The sequence below is a fragment of the Streptomyces sp. NPDC101165 genome (assembly GCF_044768135.1).
Lineage (GTDB): Bacteria > Actinomycetota > Actinomycetes > Streptomycetales > Streptomycetaceae > Streptomyces.
In genome coordinates this window covers 1-20,578 of record NZ_JBIWPG010000025.1, presented here as the reverse complement: position 1 = coordinate 20,578, position 20,578 = coordinate 1, and the positions used below count along the sequence as shown (strand labels likewise).

The 20,578-nt window shown below is 71.8% G+C and carries 21 protein-coding genes and 1 pseudogene; 10 read left to right on the top strand and 12 right to left on the bottom strand.

What is annotated here, in order from left to right:
- Positions 1-51: 51 nt before the first annotated feature.
- Positions 52-207, top strand: a complete 156-nt coding sequence (locus tag ACIRVH_RS38745) for a DUF6131 family protein (protein ID WP_389180873.1) — start codon at positions 52-54, stop codon at positions 205-207.
- 31 nt (positions 208-238) lie between these two features.
- Here ACIRVH_RS38745 and ACIRVH_RS38740 read toward each other — a convergent pair whose 3' ends face one another.
- The 5 genes from ACIRVH_RS38740 to ACIRVH_RS38720 all read right to left on the bottom strand — a co-directional run bounded on the left by ACIRVH_RS38740 (position 239) and on the right by ACIRVH_RS38720 (position 4,279).
- Positions 239-643 carry an SRPBCC family protein gene (locus tag ACIRVH_RS38740; protein ID WP_403963887.1) on the bottom strand — a complete coding sequence of 135 codons (405 nt, stop codon included), beginning with the start codon at positions 641-643 and terminating at the stop codon, positions 239-241.
- A complete protein-coding gene (locus ACIRVH_RS38735; protein ID WP_403963885.1) occupies positions 640-1,104 on the bottom strand; it encodes a MarR family winged helix-turn-helix transcriptional regulator in 465 nt (154 codons plus the stop codon). Before ACIRVH_RS38735 ends, ACIRVH_RS38740 begins: the two co-directional genes overlap by 4 nt.
- A gap of 114 nt (positions 1,105-1,218) precedes the next feature.
- Positions 1,219-1,527: a DUF1905 domain-containing protein gene (locus ACIRVH_RS38730; protein WP_403963883.1), complete on the bottom strand. Its 309-nt coding sequence runs from the start codon at positions 1,525-1,527 to the stop codon at positions 1,219-1,221.
- 160 nt (positions 1,528-1,687) lie between these two features.
- Positions 1,688-3,319, bottom strand: a complete 1,632-nt coding sequence (locus tag ACIRVH_RS38725; protein ID WP_403963880.1) for a sigma-70 family RNA polymerase sigma factor — start codon at positions 3,317-3,319, stop codon at positions 1,688-1,690.
- A gap of 174 nt (positions 3,320-3,493) precedes the next feature.
- Positions 3,494-4,279, bottom strand: a complete 786-nt coding sequence (locus ACIRVH_RS38720) for an SDR family NAD(P)-dependent oxidoreductase (protein WP_403963877.1) — start codon at positions 4,277-4,279, stop codon at positions 3,494-3,496.
- An 87-nt stretch (positions 4,280-4,366) separates the two neighbouring features.
- Between ACIRVH_RS38720 and ACIRVH_RS38715 the strand changes: the two genes are divergently transcribed.
- The gene (locus ACIRVH_RS38715) at positions 4,367-5,218 is read left to right on the top strand and encodes a helix-turn-helix transcriptional regulator (protein WP_403963874.1); all 852 of its coding nucleotides are present in this window, start codon (positions 4,367-4,369) and stop codon (positions 5,216-5,218) included.
- A 6-nt stretch (positions 5,219-5,224) separates the two neighbouring features.
- On the opposite strand, the gene ACIRVH_RS38710 is transcribed toward ACIRVH_RS38715, so the two are convergent.
- Entirely contained in the window at positions 5,225-5,584 is a 360-nt protein-coding gene (locus ACIRVH_RS38710) for an inositol monophosphatase family protein (RefSeq protein WP_403963871.1), read from the bottom strand.
- A gap of 29 nt (positions 5,585-5,613) precedes the next feature.
- Between ACIRVH_RS38710 and ACIRVH_RS38705 the strand changes: the two are divergent.
- A pseudogene (locus tag ACIRVH_RS38705) lies at positions 5,614-6,036 on the top strand (enoyl-CoA hydratase/isomerase family protein); the annotation flags it as partial.
- A gap of 29 nt (positions 6,037-6,065) precedes the next feature.
- Here the strand turns inward: ACIRVH_RS38705 and ACIRVH_RS38700 are convergent.
- A complete protein-coding gene (locus tag ACIRVH_RS38700) occupies positions 6,066-7,049 on the bottom strand; it encodes a helix-turn-helix domain-containing protein (RefSeq protein WP_403963869.1) in 984 nt (327 codons plus the stop codon).
- Between the two features lie 57 nt (positions 7,050-7,106).
- On the opposite strand from ACIRVH_RS38700, the gene ACIRVH_RS38695 reads away from it, so the two are divergent.
- The gene (locus tag ACIRVH_RS38695) at positions 7,107-8,411 is read left to right on the top strand and encodes an MFS transporter (protein ID WP_403963866.1); all 1,305 of its coding nucleotides are present in this window, start codon (positions 7,107-7,109) and stop codon (positions 8,409-8,411) included.
- 17 nt (positions 8,412-8,428) lie between these two features.
- Here ACIRVH_RS38695 and ACIRVH_RS38690 read toward each other — a convergent pair whose 3' ends face one another.
- Positions 8,429-9,370, bottom strand: a complete 942-nt coding sequence (locus tag ACIRVH_RS38690; RefSeq protein WP_403963864.1) for a LysR family transcriptional regulator — start codon at positions 9,368-9,370, stop codon at positions 8,429-8,431.
- A 71-nt stretch (positions 9,371-9,441) separates the two neighbouring features.
- Here ACIRVH_RS38690 and ACIRVH_RS38685 point away from each other — a divergent pair, with 71 nt between their 5' ends.
- Complete coding sequence (locus ACIRVH_RS38685; protein WP_403963861.1) at positions 9,442-10,329, top strand: SDR family NAD(P)-dependent oxidoreductase; 888 nt, start codon at positions 9,442-9,444, stop codon at positions 10,327-10,329.
- A gap of 164 nt (positions 10,330-10,493) precedes the next feature.
- Here ACIRVH_RS38685 and ACIRVH_RS38680 read toward each other — a convergent pair whose 3' ends face one another.
- Positions 10,494-11,945: a purine-cytosine permease family protein gene (locus ACIRVH_RS38680; protein ID WP_403963858.1), complete on the bottom strand. Its 1,452-nt coding sequence runs from the start codon at positions 11,943-11,945 to the stop codon at positions 10,494-10,496.
- 246 nt (positions 11,946-12,191) lie between these two features.
- Between ACIRVH_RS38680 and ACIRVH_RS38675 the strand changes: the two genes are divergently transcribed.
- On the top strand, positions 12,192-13,079 hold the full coding sequence (locus ACIRVH_RS38675) for a serine hydrolase (RefSeq protein WP_403963855.1): 888 nt from the start codon (positions 12,192-12,194) through the stop codon (positions 13,077-13,079).
- A gap of 22 nt (positions 13,080-13,101) precedes the next feature.
- Here the strand turns inward: ACIRVH_RS38675 and ACIRVH_RS38670 are convergent, their stop codons facing one another.
- Complete coding sequence (locus ACIRVH_RS38670) at positions 13,102-13,806, bottom strand: DUF4232 domain-containing protein (protein WP_403963852.1); 705 nt, start codon at positions 13,804-13,806, stop codon at positions 13,102-13,104.
- Positions 13,807-14,060: 254 nt separating this feature from the next.
- On the opposite strand from ACIRVH_RS38670, the gene ACIRVH_RS38665 reads away from it, so the two are divergent.
- The 4 genes from ACIRVH_RS38665 to ACIRVH_RS38650 all read left to right on the top strand — a co-directional run bounded on the left by ACIRVH_RS38665 (position 14,061) and on the right by ACIRVH_RS38650 (position 19,628).
- Positions 14,061-15,140, top strand: a complete 1,080-nt coding sequence (locus ACIRVH_RS38665) for an NAD(+)/NADH kinase (protein ID WP_403963850.1) — start codon at positions 14,061-14,063, stop codon at positions 15,138-15,140.
- Between the two features lie 96 nt (positions 15,141-15,236).
- A complete protein-coding gene (locus tag ACIRVH_RS38660; RefSeq protein ID WP_403963847.1) occupies positions 15,237-16,040 on the top strand; it encodes an intradiol ring-cleavage dioxygenase in 804 nt (267 codons plus the stop codon).
- A gap of 42 nt (positions 16,041-16,082) precedes the next feature.
- Complete coding sequence (locus ACIRVH_RS38655; protein WP_403963844.1) at positions 16,083-18,563, top strand: ATP-binding protein; 2,481 nt, start codon at positions 16,083-16,085, stop codon at positions 18,561-18,563.
- A 294-nt stretch (positions 18,564-18,857) separates the two neighbouring features.
- On the top strand, positions 18,858-19,628 hold the full coding sequence (locus ACIRVH_RS38650) for a CAP domain-containing protein (RefSeq protein ID WP_403963841.1): 771 nt from the start codon (positions 18,858-18,860) through the stop codon (positions 19,626-19,628).
- Between the two features lie 30 nt (positions 19,629-19,658).
- On the opposite strand, the gene ACIRVH_RS38645 is transcribed toward ACIRVH_RS38650, so the two are convergent.
- Entirely contained in the window at positions 19,659-19,985 is a 327-nt protein-coding gene (locus tag ACIRVH_RS38645) for an SCO4225 family membrane protein (protein WP_403963838.1), read from the bottom strand.
- A gap of 106 nt (positions 19,986-20,091) precedes the next feature.
- A complete protein-coding gene (tatA, locus tag ACIRVH_RS38640; protein WP_403963836.1) occupies positions 20,092-20,370 on the bottom strand; it encodes a Sec-independent protein translocase subunit TatA in 279 nt (92 codons plus the stop codon).
- Positions 20,371-20,578: the final 208 nt, after the last annotated feature.

Sequence of the window (20,578 nt, the reverse complement as noted above, 5' to 3'; positions counted from 1 at the left end):
TTTCGGGGCACTCGCAGGGGTGGAAACTTCCGATACCGGCAGGAGGCAATCATGCTCATCCTCGGCATCATTCTGCTCATTGTCGGCTTCCTCACCGGCATTTCGATCCTGTGGACCATCGGCATCATTCTGGTGGTGGTCGGCGCGGTCCTGTGGATCATGGGCTCCATGGGCCATGCACTCGCGGGCCGACGACATTACTGGTGAGCGCGGCTACTTCCCGCTCGTTCGAACATGGTCACTCCTGGAACTCCAGGAGCGACTTGAGGGTGGACAGTTCCGTGTCGACCAGGGCGATCTGTTCGTCGAAGAACTGGTCGCTGAAGCCCGGCGGCCGATAGAAGGTGATCATGAATTCGGCTCCGTCGCCGTTGGGGACGACGCGGGCAGGGACCCGCCAGGACGCGGTGTCGTCCAGGTAGTCATGGTCCAGGATGCCGAACTCGGCGTCGGCGCGCAGGCGGAGCCGGGCCGGACCCACCGGGGTCGACATGGCCCACCAGTCGGGGTCCTCGGTGGGCTCGATCGACTTGACGTTGACGACGGCCCACTTCGACCAGTTCGCCGGGTCGGCCAGGAAGGCGAAGACGTCGGCGACGGGACGCTCGATGCTCACGGTCTTGGTGCAGGAACGGGCGATCATGATGACTCCTCAGCGGTGTCGTGCGGTGGCGCGGGGTGGGGTTCGCCGATGAGGCGCCGGATCCAGCTCTCCAGCTGGTCACGCTGCGGGCCCTCGAGCGAGCCGAAGAAGTAGGCGTCGTTCTGGTCGGCGAGGCCGGCCAGAACGGGGACCAGTGCACGGCCCTCGTCGGTGAGGACGAGCAGCACGGTGCGCCGGGAGGCCGGATCGGGCTCGCGGCGGATCAGGTCCTTGGCGACCAGGCGGTCCACGAGCCGCGAGACGGCCCCGGGATCGATGGCCATGTGCTGCGCCACCGCCTTGGTGGTGGTGTGACCGTGGAACACGCTCGCCATCACCCCCCACTGGGAGACGGTGACACCGTGCCGGCCGATCTCGGCCTCGAAGCGGGCGTGAACCTCGTCCGAGAGCCGCCGTAGCCAGTAGCCGAGGTGGTCGTGCAGTCCGTGTGTCGTAGTCACATACCCATCGTGATTGCCGAGGCAACTGTTGTCAAGGCAATCGTTAGACCGTGCGACGCGCCTGACCCACAGCGCTGCGTGCAGGCTTGCCCGCCGGGGAGGCGGCATCCGGCGTCAGACGGGCGGCTTCCGGCGCTGGAGGCGCACCGACATCTCCACCGTCACGTCGTCACCCTCGGCAAGACCCTGCGGCTTGCGCACGGCGTTCTTGAGCGGCAGCAGGTAGGAGCCGTCCTTCGGGAAGAGCGACGTCGTGAAGGTGACCTCGCCTATCCGGGCCTCGACCGGAATAACGCCCCAGCCGTACGTGGCCGTCGCGGCCACCTCGCGGATGTCGGCCGACTCCTCGTCCGGCACGGCGACGAAGTAGTAGGGCGACGGACCACGCCATTCGATCACGCGACCGGCGAAGGTGAGTTCCATGAGGTCGGTCCCGTTGCTGGCAGGGGCAGGTCGCGCTCAGCGTACCTGCGCCGCCCCGGCCTCAACGTCCCTTGAACTCGGCTGAGTCGGACCGTGGGGAAGGGCACGTGCCGGTGCGGCGGCGTACCCTGCTCGGACGCCCTTCCCCGTCCGCCCGGTGTCAGAGCTTGGCGCCGAAGTCCTGTGTCCACCAAGGGCCGCCGGAACCCTTGTGGACGCCCACGCCGATCTCCTTGAACGAGCAGTTGAGGATGTTGGCACGGTGGCCGGGGCTGTTCATCCAGGAGTCCATCACGGACTGCGGGGTCTGCTGGCCCTTCGCGATGTTCTCCCCGTACGTGGACCAGCGGTAGCCCGCGGCGGTGATGCGCTGACCGGGGTCGGCGCCGTCCGGATTGGTGTGGTCGAAGAAGTTGCGGGCGGCCATGTCGTCGGAGTGGGCCTGCGCGGCCTTGTCCAGTTGCGCGTTCTCGGTGAGCGGTCCGCAGCCGGCGGCCGAGCGCTCCTTGTTCACCAGCGCCACCACCTGCGCCACATCGCCCGCGGGGGCGGGCTGCGCCTGCGGTGTGCTGGGCGTGCTCTGCGGGGGGCGGGTGGTCTGCCGGGGAGTCGGCGTGGCCTTCTTCGACGGGTGGGGCTTCTTGGAACTGCTCGCCTTCTTCGAGGTCGACGGAGACGGCGACGGGGGGGCCGACGGCGAGGTCTCGACGACGCGGGGTGCGGAGAGGTCCACCACGGGATCGCCGGCGACCCGCGCGGCGGTCGCCCCCTCGTTCCCCGACCCGGAGTCCGTCCCGAAGTACCAGAGGCCACCGCCCGCGACGCAGGCCGCCACGACGGCGCCGCCGACGGCCCGGCGCCGGATGCGCCGACGCCGACGGACCTCGCCCCGGGAGGCCGACCGGCCGCGGCCAGCACGGCGACCGTCCGCCGGGCCCGCTGCGGCGTGGTCCGCGGTCGCGTCCAGCCGGGACGCCGAGCCGGCCAGGCCCATCTCGCCAGCGGCGGGGCCCATCTTCGCCAGCAGCGCGGTCGACACCGAGACCAGCCCCAGGCCCGCCAGCAGCCCCTCGGCGGGCATCAACCCGCTCCACAGACCGGAGCAGTGCACGCAGCCGCGGGCGTGCCGGGCTATTCGCTTGCGCCACAGCGCGGAGGGCCGGCCGTCCCAGGAGGCCAGCACGCCCTGCAGCTCCGCGCACGGCGGCTGCGCGTCCAGCGCCCGCACCACGACGCGGGCCGCCTCCAGCTGCGCCTTCATCCGCTGCACGCGGACCGCGGTGTGCTGGGGCGACAGCTCCAGGGCCGCCGCGACCTCGCCGCGGGTCAGCTCACCGGCGCACTCCAGCCACCACAGCGACAGCAGTCCCCGGTCGTCCGGCTCCAGCCAGCGGGTGGCGCGCGCGGTCTCCAGGCGCTGCCCGGACAGCTGCAGCTGGACCATCGTCAGGTCCACGAAGTCCGCGCCCGGATCCGCGAGTTCCTCGGCTTCCTCGACGGCGCCCGGAGCGAACTGCCGGTCCTGCCAGTGCGCCCGGACCTGGTTCATCGCGATGGCCACGAGCCAGGAGCGGAAGCTCTCGGGAGTACGCAGACCGCCCAGCGCGTCGAGGGCACGCAGCATGGTCTCCTGCACCACGTCGTCGACGTCGACCGAGCCGTTCAAAGCACGCCCCACGATGTTGTAGACCAGCGGAAGGTACGCGCTGACCAGGGCGTCCTGGGCCGCCGCGTCACCCGCCCGGGCAGCGGTCACCAGTGCCGCCGACGCCGCAGTGTGCTCTGTACTCATCAATCGCTTCCCTGTCCTCGAATGCCGAACGGTGCTGTCCGATACCTGGGAGACCGCACGGCGAGCCCCCGATAACAGTTCTTCGGAGATTCGTTCGACCAGAGGTTGGCCGCATCGGCCCGTCGGCCGCAATGGGAGAGATCACACACGGCACGAGCCAGGCGGTTCCGGGGCTCAGGCCCGCGCCCCGCCGTCGACGCGAAGGACCGTACCAGTCACGAAGGAGGAGCGGTCGCTGAGGAGCCAGGCGGCGGCCTGGGCCATCTCGTCGGGCTCGGCGGCGCGGCGCAGCGGGGTCTGTGCCCTGATCCGGTCGAGGACTCCGGGCGATTCGGCCTCCCAGGTGCGGATCATCTCGGTCAGCGTGCCGCCGGGGGCGATCGCGTTGACACGGATGCCCTCCGGGCCGTACGTGACGGCGGCCGACTCGGTGAGGCTGTTGACGGCCCGCTTCATCGCGCCGTAGACGGGCAGTTCGGGGTTGCCGCGCAGGCTGCCGATGGACGAGTTGTTGACGATGGCCCCGGTTTTGGCGGTGGCCCGGATGGCGGCGACCTCGGCGACCATGGCCACCCAGACGCTCTTGAGGTTCACGGTGCAGACGTGGTCGAAGTCGGCCTCCGGAAGCTGGTCCATGGGGCCGGGCGGCTGGATGGTCGCGCCGTTGTTGAAGGCGATGTCGAGGCGGCCGTACCGGTCCACGACGCGGTCCACGGCCGCCCGCACACCGGCCGCGTCGGCCAGATCGCACAGCACGTAGTCCGCGCTTCCGCCCGCCGCCCGGACTTCCTCGGTCACCGCCTCGAGCTGTGCCTCCGTCCGGGCCGCGAGCATCACCTCGGCGCCCTCCCGGGCGAACAGGCGGGCCGCGGCGGCGCCGATGCCGCGCCCGGCACCGGTGATGAAGGCGACCTTGCCGGCCAGCAGGCCCGAGGGAGGGGTGGTGGATGTGTTGTTCATGGCAGCGAGCCTGCGTCGGTCCCGGAAGCCGATCCAGGCACCGGCGGTACCTGGATCGGCTCCCCGGACCCTGCGCACACTGAGGACGTGGACAGAAAAGAACTGGCGGCCTTCCTGCGCAGCAGGCGTGAGCGGATCACCCCCGCCGAGGTGGGGCTGCCCACCGGGCCGCGCCGCCGCACCCCGGGGCTGCGCCGTGAGGAGGTGGCGCAGCTGGCGTTCATCTCGACCGAGTACTACACACGGCTCGAACAGGCGCGCGGCCCGCGCCCCTCGCGCGAGGTGCTGGCCGGGCTGACCCGGGCGCTGCGCCTGTCGGACGCGGAGCGCGTCCACCTCCACCACCTCGCCGGCGCGCCGCCGGGCCCGCCGCCCGGTCCCCCACGCGAGGTGCGCCAGAGCATCCTCGACCTGCTGCACCGGCTGCCACAGGCCGCCGCGATCGTGACGTCGGCGACCTTCGAGGTGCTCGCCTGGAACGATCTGGCGGCCGCGCTCATGGAGGATTTCTCCGCCCTGCCCCGCCGGGAGCGCAACCTCCTCCGCCGGGCCTTCCTCGGGCCGAGCCCCCATGGGCGGCGGTTGTACGGAGTGTCCGACGCCGACGCGTTCGCCCGTGCCTCGTCCCAGCGCCTGCGCGCAGCCGCGGCCCGCTACCCCGACGACCCCGAGCTGACCGGTCTGATCGGAGAACTGCTCGCCGGAAGCGAGGAGTTCGCCCGGCTGTGGGCGTCCCATGACGTGTCCGCCGAGCCCACGTTGTGCAAGACGTTCCAGCACCCGGTGGTCGGCCCGGTGACCGTCGACTGCGACGTCCTCCACATCACCGACCGGGACCAGCAGGTCGTCATCTACACCGCGGCCCCCGGCTCGCCCTCCGAGGAGGCGCTGCGGCTGCTGTCGGTCATCGGCACCCAGCGCATGGACGCGTTCCGCTGAGCGGCGTCAGGCCGTGGCGGCGCGGGCTTCGGCACGGTCCGACAGAGCCCGCAGCAACCGGCCGTGCAGTGCGGGGGCCGCGACGAGGAAGCTGTCCGAGCCGGATGTCCACGGGCGGCCCGCGGCGTCCGTGACGACGGCGCCCGCCTCCCGCGCGATCAGGGCGCCCGGCAGCAGGTTGGCGTGGTCGCGGCCGAACTGCCAGAAGGCGTCGAGGCGTCCGGCGGCGGTGTCGGCGATCTGCCAGCTGGTGGGGCCCAGATTGCGTACGGCGCCCACGAGTGGCAGTACGGCGGCGAGGGATCGGCCCGCCTCCTCGGCCGCCCCGGGATACCGCCCGATGAACGGAGGCTGACTGGTGGCCACGAGCGCGGCCGCCGGGTTTCGGTGCGCCGCCCGGCGCCGGCGGAGTGCAACGGCTGGTCCGGCTCATGGGTGCCGGTCGCGCGCTTGAAGTGCTCCTCGGCACCGAAGACTACGACGCGGAACTGGCCGAGCGGTACGGCTGGATCAACCGGGCGGTTCCCGACGCCGAACTCGATGCCGTCGTGGACCGGTTCGCCCGCCGCGTCGCGCGCTTCCCGGCCGACGCCGTCGTCGCGACCAAGGCCACTGTCGTGCACGCGACCGCGCCCTCCGACGACGAGCTCCGCGCCGCCGCGGTCGTCTTTCAGCACTTCGTGCGCGAGGGGGCCGTGGGCCGGCGCACCGCTCTGCTGATGGAGCGGGGACTCCAGACGCGCGGCACGACGGAGCTCGATCTCGGCGAGGCGCTGGCCGCCCTTCCCCCTGACCGGTCGCACGACGAGGTGTCCTGAAACGACCGGCGCCATCGCGGTGATGCCCTCTAACGGCACAGCTCGTCGCCCAAGGCCGTGCGCGCGTACCGCACCGTACGGCCGCTGCGGGTCCGGCTGAGCAGCCCCGCGTCGTAGAGGACGGCCAGGTGCTGGCTGACCGCGCCGGGGGTGACGTTCAGGCGGTGGGCGAGTTCGGTCGTGGAGGCGGGTTCGGCGAGGAGGCTCAGCAGGCGGGCGCGGGGGCGGCCGAGCAGTCGTGTCAGGGCGCGGTCGGTGACCGGTGGCGGTGCCTCGGAGAGGGTGGCGCGGCCGCGGGCAGGATAGATGAGCACCGGCGGGCGCGAGGCGTCGATCACCGTCTGGGCACCGCGGGCGAAGACCGTCGGCATCAGCACCAGGCCGCGCCCGGCGATGCGGATGTCGGCCGGCGGCCAGGGGGCCGTGTCGCGCGTGCGGGTCAGCCGCAGCTGGTCACCGGTCCACACGAGCCGCGAGTCGAGTCCGACGAAGAGTGCTGCCGCCCCCTGCTCCGCCAACACCCGTGCCTGGTGGGCGAGATCGGCCTCCAGGATGCTCTGCACGCGCGGCCACCAGCTGTCGTGGAGGCAGGTGTGCCAGTAGGCGTCGACGGCGTCGGTGAGCCGGGCGAGGAAGCCCGCGGGGTCGGCCAGGCCTCGCACGACGACGGGTGGGAGGGCGTCGTCGGTGCGGTACGTGGCGCGGAAGTCGGCGATGACGACGTCCGGCGGGGTGCGGCGGACCTCGTCGAGTTCCTCGGTGAACGTGGGGCGGGCGCGGGCCGGGCGCGGCGTGAGGAAGTCGGGCACCCACAGCCAGGGGGCGATCAGGGCGGTGAGCACGTCGCGGTCGAGGGTCTCCAGGCGCGGGCGGATGCGGCGCAGCCAGGGTCGGTGGTGTGGGTAGCGGGCCGGGTCGTGCAGGCAGCGCAGCGAGAACACCGTCTCCTGCAGCGGGGAGTAGGCGAAGGAGGTGGTGGCGAGGTCGCCGACGGCGAAGCGGAACTCGATCATTGAGCGTCAGGCTAAATCATTGTCGGACTGCGGTGGAGACGGGGTTGGCTGTCGGGCATGACCACGACACCTGTCTCACCCGCCCCCGACCAGCACGGCAGTCCCGAGGCGAGTCGCGCGACCCGTGCCGGCGGACTGCTGCCGGCCGACCCGGTCCTGCGCCTCGCCACCATGCTCACCGCCGTCAACTCCCTCGGCAACGGGCTGTACTTCCCGCTCGGCATCCTGTACTTCACGCGCATCGTCGGCCTGGACGCGACGGCGGTCGGGGTCGGGATGACGGTCGCGGGTCTGGTCGGTGTCGCCGCCGGGGTGCCCGCCGGGCAGGCCGCGGACCGGTGGGGCGCCCGGCGGATGGGGGCCCTGCTGTGGGGCGGTACGGGCATCGCCACGGCCGCGTACACGCTGGTGCACTCCTACGCCGGGTTCCTCCTGACGGTGATCTGTGCGACGGCGTTGCAGATGGCGAGCCGTGGGGTGCAGGGCGCGCTCTACGCCGACGTGCTGCCTGCGGCGACGCGGGTGGAGGCACGGGCCTATCTGCGGATGGTGACGAACGTCGCGATGGGCCTGGGCGGCGCGCTCGGTGCGGTCGCTCTCCAACTGGACACGCGGGGCGCGTATCTGACGGTGATCCTGGTGAACGCGCTGTCCTTCGCGGGCCCCGCGCTGCTGGTGCCGCGGATGCCGCTGGCGTCGCATGTGCGCGAGCGGACGGCGCCGGACGCCGACGCCCCGGCCGTCGACCGCTGGCGGGCGGTGCGTGACCTGCCGTTCCTCGCGGTGACCGTGCTCAACGCGGTACTGGTCGTGCAGTACACGCTCTCCGAGGTCGGGCTGCCGCTGTGGATCGTGGAGCGGACCGAGGCGCCGCGCTGGACGGCGGCGCTGCTGATGATCGTCAACTGTGTGCTGGTGGCGCTCCTGCAGGTGCGGGCCGCCCGCCGGGCCTCCCAAGTGCCCAGCGCGGTACGGGCGATGCGCTGGGCGGGACTGCTGCTCGCGGTGTCCTGTGCGGTGTACGCCCTGTCCGCGGGCCTCTCCCCCGTGTGGGCGGTGCTGTCGCTGACCGCCGGTGCGGTGGTGCAGGTCTTCGCGGAGGTGCTGTCGGCGGCCGGTGGCTGGACCCTCGGGTACGAACTCGCCGACGCCCGGGCGCACGGCGTGTACCAGGGCGTGTTCGGTACCGGGATGTCGGCGGGGATGATGGCGGGACCGGCGCTGGTCACGGTCACCGCGATCGCCCACGGCACGCTCGGCTGGGCGGTGCTCGGCGTGGTGTTCACCGTGGCCGGGTTCGCGGTGGCGCCCGCCGTGCGCTGGGCCCAGCGGGACGGCGCCTGGCGGGGCGAACCGGCCTGACGCCGCACCTCCGTCGGTCAGGGGGACGGCTGTGTCCCCTCCGGTGTGTCGAGGTCAAGGGCCGTACCGCGCAGGGCTGTTGCCACGCGGGTGACCGCTTCGGCCGGCGGGTGCGGCAGCCGGGCGAGGAGCAGGCGGCGCTGCTCCTGGGGGCCGCCACGGACCGGCAGGATGCGTACGCCCGGCGGTGCGGCGGGAGCGAGCGAGGCGGGCACGGTGGTCAGTCCGCAGCCGGCGGCGACCAGGTGGAGCTTGGCCAGCCAGTCCCGGGCGGTGTGGGCGATGTCGGGCCGCTCGTCCAGGCCCGGCCACACCCCCATCAGCCCGTCCTCTCCGGAGGAGGACCCGGCGATCCAGCGCTGACCGCGCAGGTCGGCCACGTCGACGAAGTCGCCGCGGGCGAGCGGGTGGGTGGCCGGCACCGCGAGGCGCAGGGAGCGCTCGGTGAGCGTCCGCAGCACCAGTGGGGGTGACTCGGCGTCCGGCGGCCGGAACGGCGGTGCCGACGCCAGCAGTGCCAGGTCCAGGCTGCCCGCGCGCAGGGCACGGACCAGGGACGGGGTGCCGCCCTCCCGGCCGACCACGTTCAGGCCGGGGTCCGTGCGGCGCAGCGCGGTCAGGGCCCTGGGCACCAGCACCGCTCCGGCGCTGGGGAACCAGCCGAGCCGGACCGTCCCGGCCTGCCCGGGAAGGCCGGACAGTTCGCGCGCGGCCGCGTCGATCTCGTCGAGCACGACCGTCGCCCGGCGCATGACGACCCGGCCCGCCGCGGTCAGTCGTACGCCGTCGCGCCTGCGTTCCAGCAGTTCGGCGCCCGCCGCCCGTTCGATCGCGGCGATCTGCCGGGACACCGCCGACTGGGTGTAGCCCAGCGAGGCGGCGGCCGCGGTGAAGGTTCCCTGCTCGGCCACCGCGCGAAAGACGCGCAGCGCCGTGAGCGACACATCCGTGAAGTCCATGACGTTTACGCATACTAGCCGTGCGGAACCTTCGTTGGACTCATGGCGCACGCGTTTCTAGCGTTGCCTGCATGAACGCTTCTCGAATCGCCCTCGTCACGGGCGCCAACCAGGGGCTCGGCCGCGCGCTCGTCGAGGGGCTGGCGGCCCGCATGGGCGCCGACGACCTGGTTCTGCTCACCGGCCGCAATCCGCGGCGCGTCGCCGAGGCCGCCGCCGAGGTGGCCCAACTGCCCACCACCCGTGGTCAGGTCCAGGGCCGGGTCCTGGACGTCACCGACACCGACGCCGTCGACCGCCTGGCCGGTGACCTCCAGCAGCAGTACGGCGGCGTCGACGTGGTGATCTCCAACGCGGTCGCCCGGGTGCTGCCCGACGAGTCGCAGTCCGAGCGCGCCGACGAGTTCATCGACGTCTCCAACACCGCCACGCACGCGATCCTGCGATCCTTCGGTCCCGTCCTGCGCCCCGGCGGCCGGCTGCTCGTCGTGGCCAGCAGCCTGGGCACCCTCGGCCACCTCGATCCGCAACTGCACCCCCTCTTCGACGGCGCGAGCCTCGACCAGGTCGAGTCCGCCGTCGAGTCCTGGCGCAGCCTGGTCCACAGCAGGACCGCGGAGGAGGCGGGCTGGCCGCGCTGGCTCAACGTGCCCTCCAAGGTGGCTCAGGTCGCCGCCGTCCGGGCGGTCGCGGCCGAACGCCGCGCACACGACCTCGCCGCCGGCACCCTGATCGCCTCCGTCTGCCCCGGCATGGTCGACACGGCCACCTCCCGCCCGTGGTTCAGCGACTACAGCCGGGCCCAGTCCCCCGCCGACGCCGCCCGGGCCGTGCTCGACCTGGTGTTCGCCGAGGGCGTCGATCCGGTGCTCTACGGCGAACTGGTCCGCTTCGGCAAGCCCTTGCCCTGGCACGACGGCGCGCCCCTGGTGGAGCAGGACCGCATGCTCAGGCCCTGACGGCGGGGCCGCTTCGCGCGTTTCGTCACACGGCAGGGAGTTCAGGAGGCGTCGGTGACCACCGCACGCCGGTCGGTGAGGACGACGCACGCCGCCCGTGGGCCCTGTCGGAGGAGCTGCCGGCCCGTACCGCCTGGCGCACAGGGCGCGTCGGCGTCCGTGCGTCAGGGTTCGCGGTGCTCGTGTGCCGCCCGTTCCAGTGCCGCAGCCTCCGCCTCCGCCACGCGTGTCTCGGCCTCCACGTCGATCGAGCGGGTCAGCCACCAGTACAGCGCTGCGGAGACCGGCAGGCCGATGAACAGGGAGATGTCGGCTCCGCCGAGCGCTTCGGCGGCGGGGCCGACGAACAGGGTTCCGACGGAGAAGAACGGGATCATGACGGCGAAGCCGACCAGGTACGCGATGATGCCGTGCCAGCCCCAACGCCCGTAGATGCCGTTCGGGTTGAAGATCTCGGCGATGGCGTAGTGCCCGCGGCGTACGACGTAGTAGTCCATGAGGTTCACCGCGGTCCACGGGATGAACAGGTAGAGCACCAGCAGCAGGAAGTTGTTGAAGTTCGTGAGGAAGTTGGAGGTCGCGGCGAGCGCACCGACCAGGGAGAGCGCCGCGGTCAGGCCGAGGGTCAGCAGACGCACGCCGAGCGTGGGCTGCACCCGCTTGAACGAGTCGATGGCGCTGATGAGGGTCAGTGAACCGCCGTACATGTTCAGCGCGGTCACGGACACCAGGCCCAGGGCGGAGAAGAGCAGCACGATCGCGCCGAATCCGCTGAACACCTCGTCGCCTGCGGCGTTGATCGAGGCGATCGTCTCGAAGTCCTTGCCGGCCCAGGCGGCCAGCAGCGATCCGAGCACCATCAGCCAGATACCGCCCAGGGCGGAGCCGAAGTACGTCCAGTAGAAGGTCTTGCGGACCGTCACGTCCGGCGGGAGGTAGCGCGAGTAGTCCGAGACGTAGATCGCCCAGCTGATCTGGTAGCCGGCGACCACGCCGAACTGGGCCAGGAACGGCGTCCACTTGAAGGCGCCGAGGTCGAAGGAGCCCGCCGGATAGTGCAGGGTGACCAGGACGCCGACGGTGAAGATCCCGAAGATGAGGAGGAAGGTGTAGGTCAGGAACCGCTCGGCCTTGTGGATGACGTCGTAGCCCACGAGCGCGATGACGAGCGCGACCACGGTGACCACGACCACCCACAGCTTCACGCCGGCGTGCACCGTGGTGTGCAGGGCGTCGGCGGCGAGGATGCTGTTGAAGACGTTGAATCCCGCGTACTGGATGTAGGCGAAGAGCCACACCAGGAGGGCGCCGACGTAGCCGAACTGGGGCCGCGACTGGATCATCTGGGGCAGGCCCAGCTGGGGGCCCTGGGCGGAGTGGAAGGCCATGAAGAAGGTGCCGATCAAGGTACCGGCGACGATGGCCAGCAGCGACCAGATGAGGTTCCCGCCCCCGGTGATGCTGATCAGCCCCACCGCGAGGGTGGCGATCTGGGCGTTGGACATGAACCACAGGGGGCCCAGATGCCACAGCTTGCCGTGCCGCTCGTCCAGGGGGACGTAGTCGATCGACCGGATCTCCAGGCCCGACACTCTCGGCTCAGCTGATGTGCTCATGACGCCTCCCGGGCCCGGTGTGCCTCTCTGGTCACTTTCTTCCCCGCGGGTGAGGAGGGCAAGCCGTTCCGGCGTTCACGCAGTGTGAGCAGTGGTCGCGTTCGGTTCACGTGTTCCGGTTGTTGCTCTGCTCACAATTCAGGCCCAAAGGGGCCTGTCGTGGCAGCGGTCACTTCGCGAAGCGGGCGTTTTGTTTACGTTCGCAGTCCTGTGTCCCTGTCCCCCCGAACTGCCGAGGCCCTCTCCATGGCGTACCGATTCCGCTTCTCGTCGCACCTCCGAGGCCCCCGCGCGGCGATCGGCGGCACGCTCGCGGTCGCGGCGTCGACACTGGTCGCGGCCGCCGCGCTCGCCCCGGCACCGGTGGCCGCGGCCACCATGTCGACGGGGTCCGGCTCCGCCCCGGCCGACTTCTCCACGTCGGTGAAGGCCAAGGGCAAGGCGCGGGTGACGGCCGCGGTGCTCGACCTGGACGGCGCCGGCCGGACGCCCAGGGTGTACGGCGACGACAGCGCCTACGACACGGCGAGCATCATCAAGGTCGACATCATCGCCACGATGCTGCTCCAGGGGCAGGACTCCGGGCACGCCCTGACCGCGAAGGAGCGCGCCCAGGCGGAGGCGATGATCGAGCACAGCGACAACACGGCGGCGAACGCCCTGTGGCGGCGCATCGGCCTCGCCCCGGGACTTCAGGAGGCGAACAAGCGGCTGGGACTGACCTCGACCCAGGGCGGCCCCGGCGTCCGGTGGGGGCTCACCCGGACCACGGCGAGCGACCAGATACGGCTGATGCGCGCGGTCTTCGACACCGGGCCCGCCCCGAAGGCGGGCTCCGCGCCCGCACTCAGTGACACGTCCCGCGGCTACATCCGTACGCTGATGGGCCGCATCGCCCCCGAGCAGTCCTGGGGCGTCTCGGCGGCCGCCGGCTCCGGGTGGGCCCTGAAGAACGGCTGGCTGCAGCGCAACACGACCGGGCTGTGGGACGTGAACAGCGTCGGCCGCATCACGACCGGCGGACACCACTACCTCGTCGCGGTCCTGTCGGACGGGAACACCTCGATGAAGGACGGCGTCGCACTCGTGGAACGGGCGGCCCGGGCCGCCGTCTCCTCGACGACGGCCCACTGACGCCGCCCGGCTCCGGACGAGGTCAGGAAGGCTTCACCGCCGACACGGCGGTCGCGGTGACCTTGTTGTCGCACTCGGCGATCTCACCGTCCGACAGGGCGACCTGGTGGGCACCCGACCCGGGCAGGCCGACCACCAGCGTCGGGTACACGGTGGGCTTCGCGCCGGACACGCAGTAGCCGTCGGCCTCGCCCTGCACCTGGACGAAGGTCAGCTTCACCCATGCCTTGCCGTGCGGCGCGACCTTCACGCTCGACGCGGTACCGGTGGGGGTGACCTTCAGCGGAGCGTTGTGGTCGGGCGAGCCGTTGCCCGCCCCCGCCACCGTCGGGTGGCCCTGCAGGACACACGTCTTTCCGGAGACGTTGGTGAACTCGACGATCGCCGCTCCGGTGCCGGTGCCGCTCGGGCGGTTGGCAGCCTGGTAGGCCGTCACGTCCAGGGCGGTGAGGGGACACGTCGACGCGGTGCCGCCCGACGGGTCGGACGCCGGCGTGACAGTCGCACCCGAAGGGGTGGAGGTGCCGCCGCCGGAGGGCTTCGAGGCAGCGGTGGCCGGGCTGGTGGGAGACGAGGCCTTGGGGGAAGCTGCCGCACCGGACGGCGCCTGGGACGACTTCTCGGCCGAGGGTTCGCCACCGCCCGACTGGCACGCGGTCAGCGACAGGGCGGCCGCGATCGTGACCATCGCCGACGCGGTGACGCGGATGGTGTTTCGGTGCTGCATGGGGTCCCCCGATTTCGGAAGTAAACAGGTCGTCCGGCTCGGTGCCGGTGGTCACGGACAGAGACAGACCAATCTGACCAGGGGTTCCGCTGTGGATCAGCTGTGACATGGCGGTGACAGAAATCCGGCCGGATCGGCACGTAAGCACAGGGTAGGGCGGGGCAGGCCCCGGCCCCGGCAGCGGCGTGGCGTGTCAGGTGCGGGCCGGGGATCGTGGTGGGTAGAGCCCTGGCTACACCGGTTTGGAGGCGGGTATGACCGTGAACCGTATCGGCCTGGTCGTGCACGGCGGACGGGCGGAGGCCGTGGCCGCCGCGAACGCCGTGCGTGAGTGGAGCGCCGAGCACTCCGTGGAGTGTGCCGACATCGACGTGTGGCAGGAGGGCGCGCGGCACAGCGCCCGAGAGGAGCTCGACACCGCGGGCGATCCGGATCTCATCGTCACCCTGGGCGGCGACGGAACCTTCCTGCGCGGTGCCCGGCTGGCGGCCGAGAACGACGCTCTGGTTCTCGGCGTGGATCTCGGACGGGTGGGCTTCCTGACGGAGGTCCCCGCCACGGCCGTGCGCGCGGCGCTGGACGCCGTACGGGAGGACCGGATCACCGTCGAGAGCCGGATGCTGCTCACCCTGCGGGCGTCCTGCCGGCTGGAGGTGCCCGATCAGGTGGAGGCGCTGGTGCACTACGCCCGCGGACCGATGCTGCCTCCGCCGCCGGTGCGCATGGAGTGCGAGACCGGTGACGACTGGGGCGTCGCCCTGAACGTCACCGCGCTGAACGACGTCGTCCTGGAGAAGCTGGCCAGGGACCGGCAGGTGTCGGTCGGCGTCTATCTCGCCGGGCGGCTCCTCGCGTCGTACTCCGCCGACGCACTGCTGGTGGCCACGCCCACGGGCTCGACCGCGTACAGCTTCGCCGCCGGTGGTCCGGTCGTCTCGCCCCGCGCGGAGGGCCTCATCTTCACGCCGGTGGCCCCGCACATGACGTTCAACCGGTCGGTCGTGGCCGCTCCGGACGAGCCCATCGCGCTGCGTGTCCTGGAGCGGTCGGGCCAGGCCGCCGTCAGCATCGACGGCCAGGTGCGCGGGGTGCTGAACCCCGGGGACTGGATCGGCGTGTACGCCGCTCCGCGCCGGCTCAAGGCGGTGCGGCTCGGCCCCATGGACTTCTACGGCCGGCTGCGCGAGCGCATGAACCTCACCGACGCGCCGGCCGCACTCGCCGACGGGGTCGCCGCTCCGCTGTGGCCGGTGACGACGCCCCCGCCGGGCGACCTCGCGCACCTGGCACTGCCCCCGGCTCCCGACGAGACGGAGCGGCAGCCGCTCCCCTGAGGTCTGCCGCACGGGTCTCGAGGGTTTCGTAACGCCCCCGATTTCATCGGTCGTCCGTACGATCCCAGGCGCCGGCGCACGCGCCATCGTCACAGCATGACTGACACCCCCCACCACAACACCGCGGAACCGCAGCGCGCCCCCGAGCCGGGCGACGCCCCGGCCGGCGCCACCCGCAGATCGGTCATCGCCACCCTGGGCGGTGCCACCCTCGGCGTGGCCGCACTGGGCCTCGCCGGCACGCAGCCGGCGGCCGCCGCGGCTCCCCGCACCCCGGCCCGCCTCGCCGCCGCGTGCGTCCTCACGCCCGAGCAGACCGAAGGGCCCTACTACCTGGACCTGGAGACGGTCCGCAAGAACATCACCGAGGGCAAGGCCGGCGTTCCGCTCACCCTGCGCGTCACGGTGACGGACAGCACCACCTGCGCCCCGCTGCCCAACACAGCGGTCGACATCTGGCACTGCGACGCGGTCGGGATCTACTCGGGTTACGTGGCCGGCGGTTCCACCCCCGACACGACCTTCCTGCGCGGTGTGCAGCTGACCGACGCCGCCGGCGTCGCGGAGTTCACCACCGTCTACCCGGGCTGGTACGTCGGCCGAGCCCTGCACATCCACGTCAAGACGCATGTGGGCGGCACGGTGTCCAACGGGACGTACCACGGAGGCCATGTGTCCCACACGGGCCAGCTCTACTTCCCGGAGACCTACAACACCAGGGTCGCCGCCCTGTCCCCCTACCGGAACAACACGGCGACCCGCACGCTCAACGCCAGGGACGGCATCTACCGCAACGGCGGGTCCTCGACCCTGCTCACCCTCACCCAGGCGGGCAGCGACCTCGGCAAGGGAGTGACCGGAACCGTCGTACTCGGGATAGACCCTGCCGCCACGCCCTGACGCAATGGTTTCCTCCCCGGAGCGGGCGGCCAGGAATCGGGGATGACCCGGAGTCGAACGTGTGAGGCATGCGGCGCAGCACTGATCACGAGACCGCACGGCGGCCGGCCGGCCCGGTACTGTTCCAACGCCTGCCGGCAACGGGCGCTCCGGCGCCGACTGGCAGCACGGCGGGCCTCGCCGTCCGAACCGTCGACCCCTGCCACCCACGAGCACGGCCCCGTCCTGCTGTCGGCGCTCGACTCCTTCGTCGGCCGGCAGCAGGAGATGTCCCGCCTGCGCGCCCTCCTGAGAAGCACACGTCTGCTGACGCTGACCGGTGCGGGCGGGGTGGGCAAGACACGGCTGGCGCTGGAGTTCGCCCGGGCGTTGCCGAACCGCTTCGCCCGGGTGGACCTCGTGGAGCTGGACTCGCTGCAGGACGGCTCTGTGCTGACGCAGTCCGTGGCGGCCGCGCTGGGCGTGGGCGAACGAGCGGGCAGGAGCGGCGCCGACGCTCTGGCCCGTGCGCTCGGCGACGCCTCCCGGCTGCTGGTCCTGGACAACTGTGAGCATCTGGTCGAGCCGTGCGCCCGGCTGGTCGCGACCCTGCTCGGCCGCTGCCCTCGGCTGCGGATCCTGGCCACCAGCCGAGAGGCCTTACGGGTGCCCGGGGAGACGGTGTTCCGGGTCGGCGAGCTGTCCCTGCCCCCGGCCGACGCCGGGGACGACGTGGCGGCCCTGCTTCGGGCCGATGCCGTGCGGCTGTTCGTCGAGCGTGCGGCCGGCCGCTCGCCCGGCTTCTCCCTCGACCGGGGCAACGGCCGCCCGGTCGCCGAGATCTGCCGGCGGCTGGACGGCCTGACCCTGGCCGTCGAACTCGCGGCCGGGCACGTCGGCGCCCTCACGCCGAGCGACATCCTGGCCGGGCTGGACGACCAGCTGTGCCAGCTGGACCTCCTGGCCGACGGAAGCCGAACCGGGCCCCGGCGCCACAGCGGGCTCGCTGCCGCCGTCGACTGGAGCCATCGGCTGCTGGACCCGGCGGAGCAGGTCGTCTTCCGGCGTCTTGCGGTCCTGGTCGGCGGCTTCGACGTGGGCGCGGCGCAGTCGGTGTGCGTGGGCGACGGCATCGGACCGGGGCAGGTCTTCCGCATTCTGTGTGCCTTGGAGGCAAAGTCCCTGGTCGTACGTCTGCCGGGAGACTCGGCACCGACCCGCTTCAGGCAGCTCGGCGCCATCCGTGCCTATGCCCTGCAGCGGCTGCGCGCGTCCGGCGAGCTGCCGGGCACCCTGCGACGAGCCCTCGCCTGGCTGACCGGGCTGGCCGACCGGGGCCGCGGGGACGTGTTCGCCGACCAGGCGAGCAGCCCGCTGGCGGCGGAGCGGGACAATCTCGCCTCGGTACTGGCCTGCGCCACCGGCCACGACGGGGCGGCACAGGCGCGGCTCACGCTGGAGCTGGCCCGCGTGCACTACCAGCAGGAGCAGCCGTCGGCCGCCCGCGCGCTGCTGGCCGGACCGCTGCGCGAAGCCGACGGCCCGGCGCCGGGCGGAGAGGCGCCCGCGCTCGCCGCGCGGGTGGCGTGCCAGCAGGCCGACCTGGACGAAGCGCTGCGCCGGGGCGAGCAGGCCGTGACCAGGGAGCGGATGCGCCAGGACCCCGCCGGACTGGCCAACGCCCTGGACGCCCGGGCTGCGGCACGGCTGTGCCGCGAAGAGTTCACCGAGGCCGTCGCTGACCTGCGCGAGTGCCGGGGCGTCCTCGCCTCGCTCGGCACACCCGAGGAGATCGCGTGGTGCACCCATCACCTTGCCTGGGCGCTGCTCCAGGCGGGCCTGGCGCACGAGGCGGACGCCCTCATGGCGCGATGCCTGCCGGTGCTCAGGGAGCACGCGCCCTGGCCCCGGACCGCGGCCGCGCTGCACACCGCGGGGGCCGTACGCCTGGCCCTCGGGCAGCTGGGAAGCGCCGAGCGACTGTTCACCGAAGTCCTGCGGATCACCCCCGGGACGAGCTTCCACTCGCTGTATCCCGTCGAAGGCCTGGCCCTCGTGGCCGCCGAGCGCGGGGACCCGCAGCGCGCCCTGCGGTTGTACGAGGCGAGCACACAGGCACGGCGCCGGCTGGACACCGAGCCCGAGGCACCCTGGCGACGCACGATGGAGCAGGCGGCGGACCGGGCCGGGAAACTCCTGTCGCGGGCGGCGCGGGAGGCCGCCGTCGCCGGCGCACGGGGGCTGCACGGGGAGCGGCTCGTCGCGTACGCCCTGCGGACGAGGAACGGTGCGGACGAGCGGTCTCGGCTGACCGCGCGGGAGTTCATGGTGGTCGAGCTGGTGACGGAAGGGTTGACCAACCGGCAGATAGCCGAACAACTCAGACTTTCCGTGCATACGGTCGCCACGCACCTGGACAAGGTGCGCGACAAGTTGGGCCTTCGCTCGCGCACACAGATCGCCCTGTGGGCGGCCGACGAGAACCGGAAGCTTTGGTTCCGTGACATCCATCACGCCACCCCGAGAGCTAGGGGTGCCGAATAGTAGATACCGTTCTGGCGACATATGGGATTTGTCCGGCTTGGCGTGGGGGCGTACCGGGTCAGGCGGGACGGCATTGCACCGGCTCGGCGTTCTCGCCCGTTCTCTGAAACAGACTGGGTTTCTGACGGGGCAACAGGACTCCGTGCAAACTGCAAACGCGCGACCAGCACGCTCCCCTGCACTTGGCAAGGGCCTTCCGTATCTACGAAGCGAGGTAGTACGAAGGCTCTTTGCGCTCCCTGTGAGGCCTTTCTAAGAATGACGGCCCGCAGGAAGTTACCGGTGAGGTCACGCATGGCGAAGCATCGTAAGAAGCAGCACTACCGGCGGATGGTCATCGGGGCTGTCGCCCTGAGTGCGGTGGGCGTACCGTCCGTCGCCATGGCCTGCAGCGACTGGGGGAACGAGGGCGGGCCCCAGGCCGCCGGCGCCGGGAACCACTCGGCCCAGACCTGGCACTACCACGCGCACCACGCTCACCACCGCAAGAGCCACTGGAATCACCACTGGCAGGGCGGCGAGAGCAGCACGCCCCCCGCGGTGCCGTCGAAGACTCCGACCGCTTCCGCGATCCCCCACAAGACCGTCAAGCCGAAGCCCAAGCCCACCGCGACGCACAGCGCGCCCACGCCGACCCACTCCGCGGCTCCCACCCCGCCGAGCACCCCGAAGCCGACCGCCACGGCCTCCGGGGTCGTCGCTCGCATCGTGGCGCTCGTCAACGCCGAGCGCAGCAAGGTCGGTTGCTCGGCCCTGACCCTGAACTCGACCCTGACGAAGGTGGCGCAGGCCCACAGCCAGGACATGGCGGCGCACCAGAACATGTCGCACACCGGGTCCGACGGATCCTCCCCCGGCGACCGGATCACGAGGGCCGGCTACACCTGGAGCACCTACGGCGAGAACGTCGCCTACGGCTACTCCACTCCCGAGCAGGTGATGGCGGGCTGGATGTCCAGCCCCGGCCACCGGGCCAACATCCTCAACTGCTCGTTCAAGGAGATAGGCGTCGGCCTGGCGCAGCCCAACAGCTACTGGACCCAGGACTTCGGGACCGCCCGCTAGCCGGCGGACGACAGGCCTTCGGCCGCCCCCTCACGCACCGCTCGGGCGGGTGCGGTGCCGGGGGCGGCCGGAGAGCTTTCGGTACCCGACACCGAGCACCACGGCCTGGAACAGGGCGCCCACGACGATCCCGGTCACCGGCAGGGGCTCGGGCAGCATCAGGAACAGCCAGGACGTGGGCGCCGTGACCAGGAACAGCAACAGACCGGCGAAGCTCGCGTCCTGGTGCTCGACGAAGTGCGCGTCCACCTCGACATAGGCCAGGACGCCGACCACCATCGCCAGATAGCCCAGTGCCGCCGGGTTGAGCAGACAGTGGCGCACCTTCGCGGTGAGGGAACGCGGCGAACCGTCCATGTCGAAGAACCTCCCGAGATCGTTTCCGGCTTTCAACGATCCCGGAGGACGGCGGCACAAGCCTGAGTAGCCGTACTCACGTTCGCACGCGCAGCTACCCAGGATGTCAGCGAGCGGCGGTCTCCTCGGCGACCGTGCGAGCTGCGGCCGCCTCGCCCGGGGCGGTCTGGACGCCCTTGGCGGCCTGCTGCTCGGGCGCGCCGTCGGCGGGGGCCGCGGACTGCGCGACGCCGTCGTCCTTCATGGCCTTGGCCTCGCTCTTGAGGATGCGCATCGACTTGCCGAGCCCGCGAGCCGCCTCCGGCAGCTTCTTCGAGCCGAACAGCACGATGACGACGATCGCCACGATCAGCAGGTGCCAGGGTTCCAGTCCGTTGCGCAGCATCCCACCCACCCCATCTCCACGCCGGGCAGCGGTGCGTGCCGGACGGCCGCACCTGTTGCCATGATTGCTACATTGCGCAACTGTACAACGGCTATATCCGTACCGGATCTTCAGGTCAGTCGTCGGAGTCGGGCTTGGTGCGTGCCGCCGTGTAGGCCTGGGCCGGTGTCATGGGGACGCCGCCCAGTTCGACCGTCTTGTAGGGGCT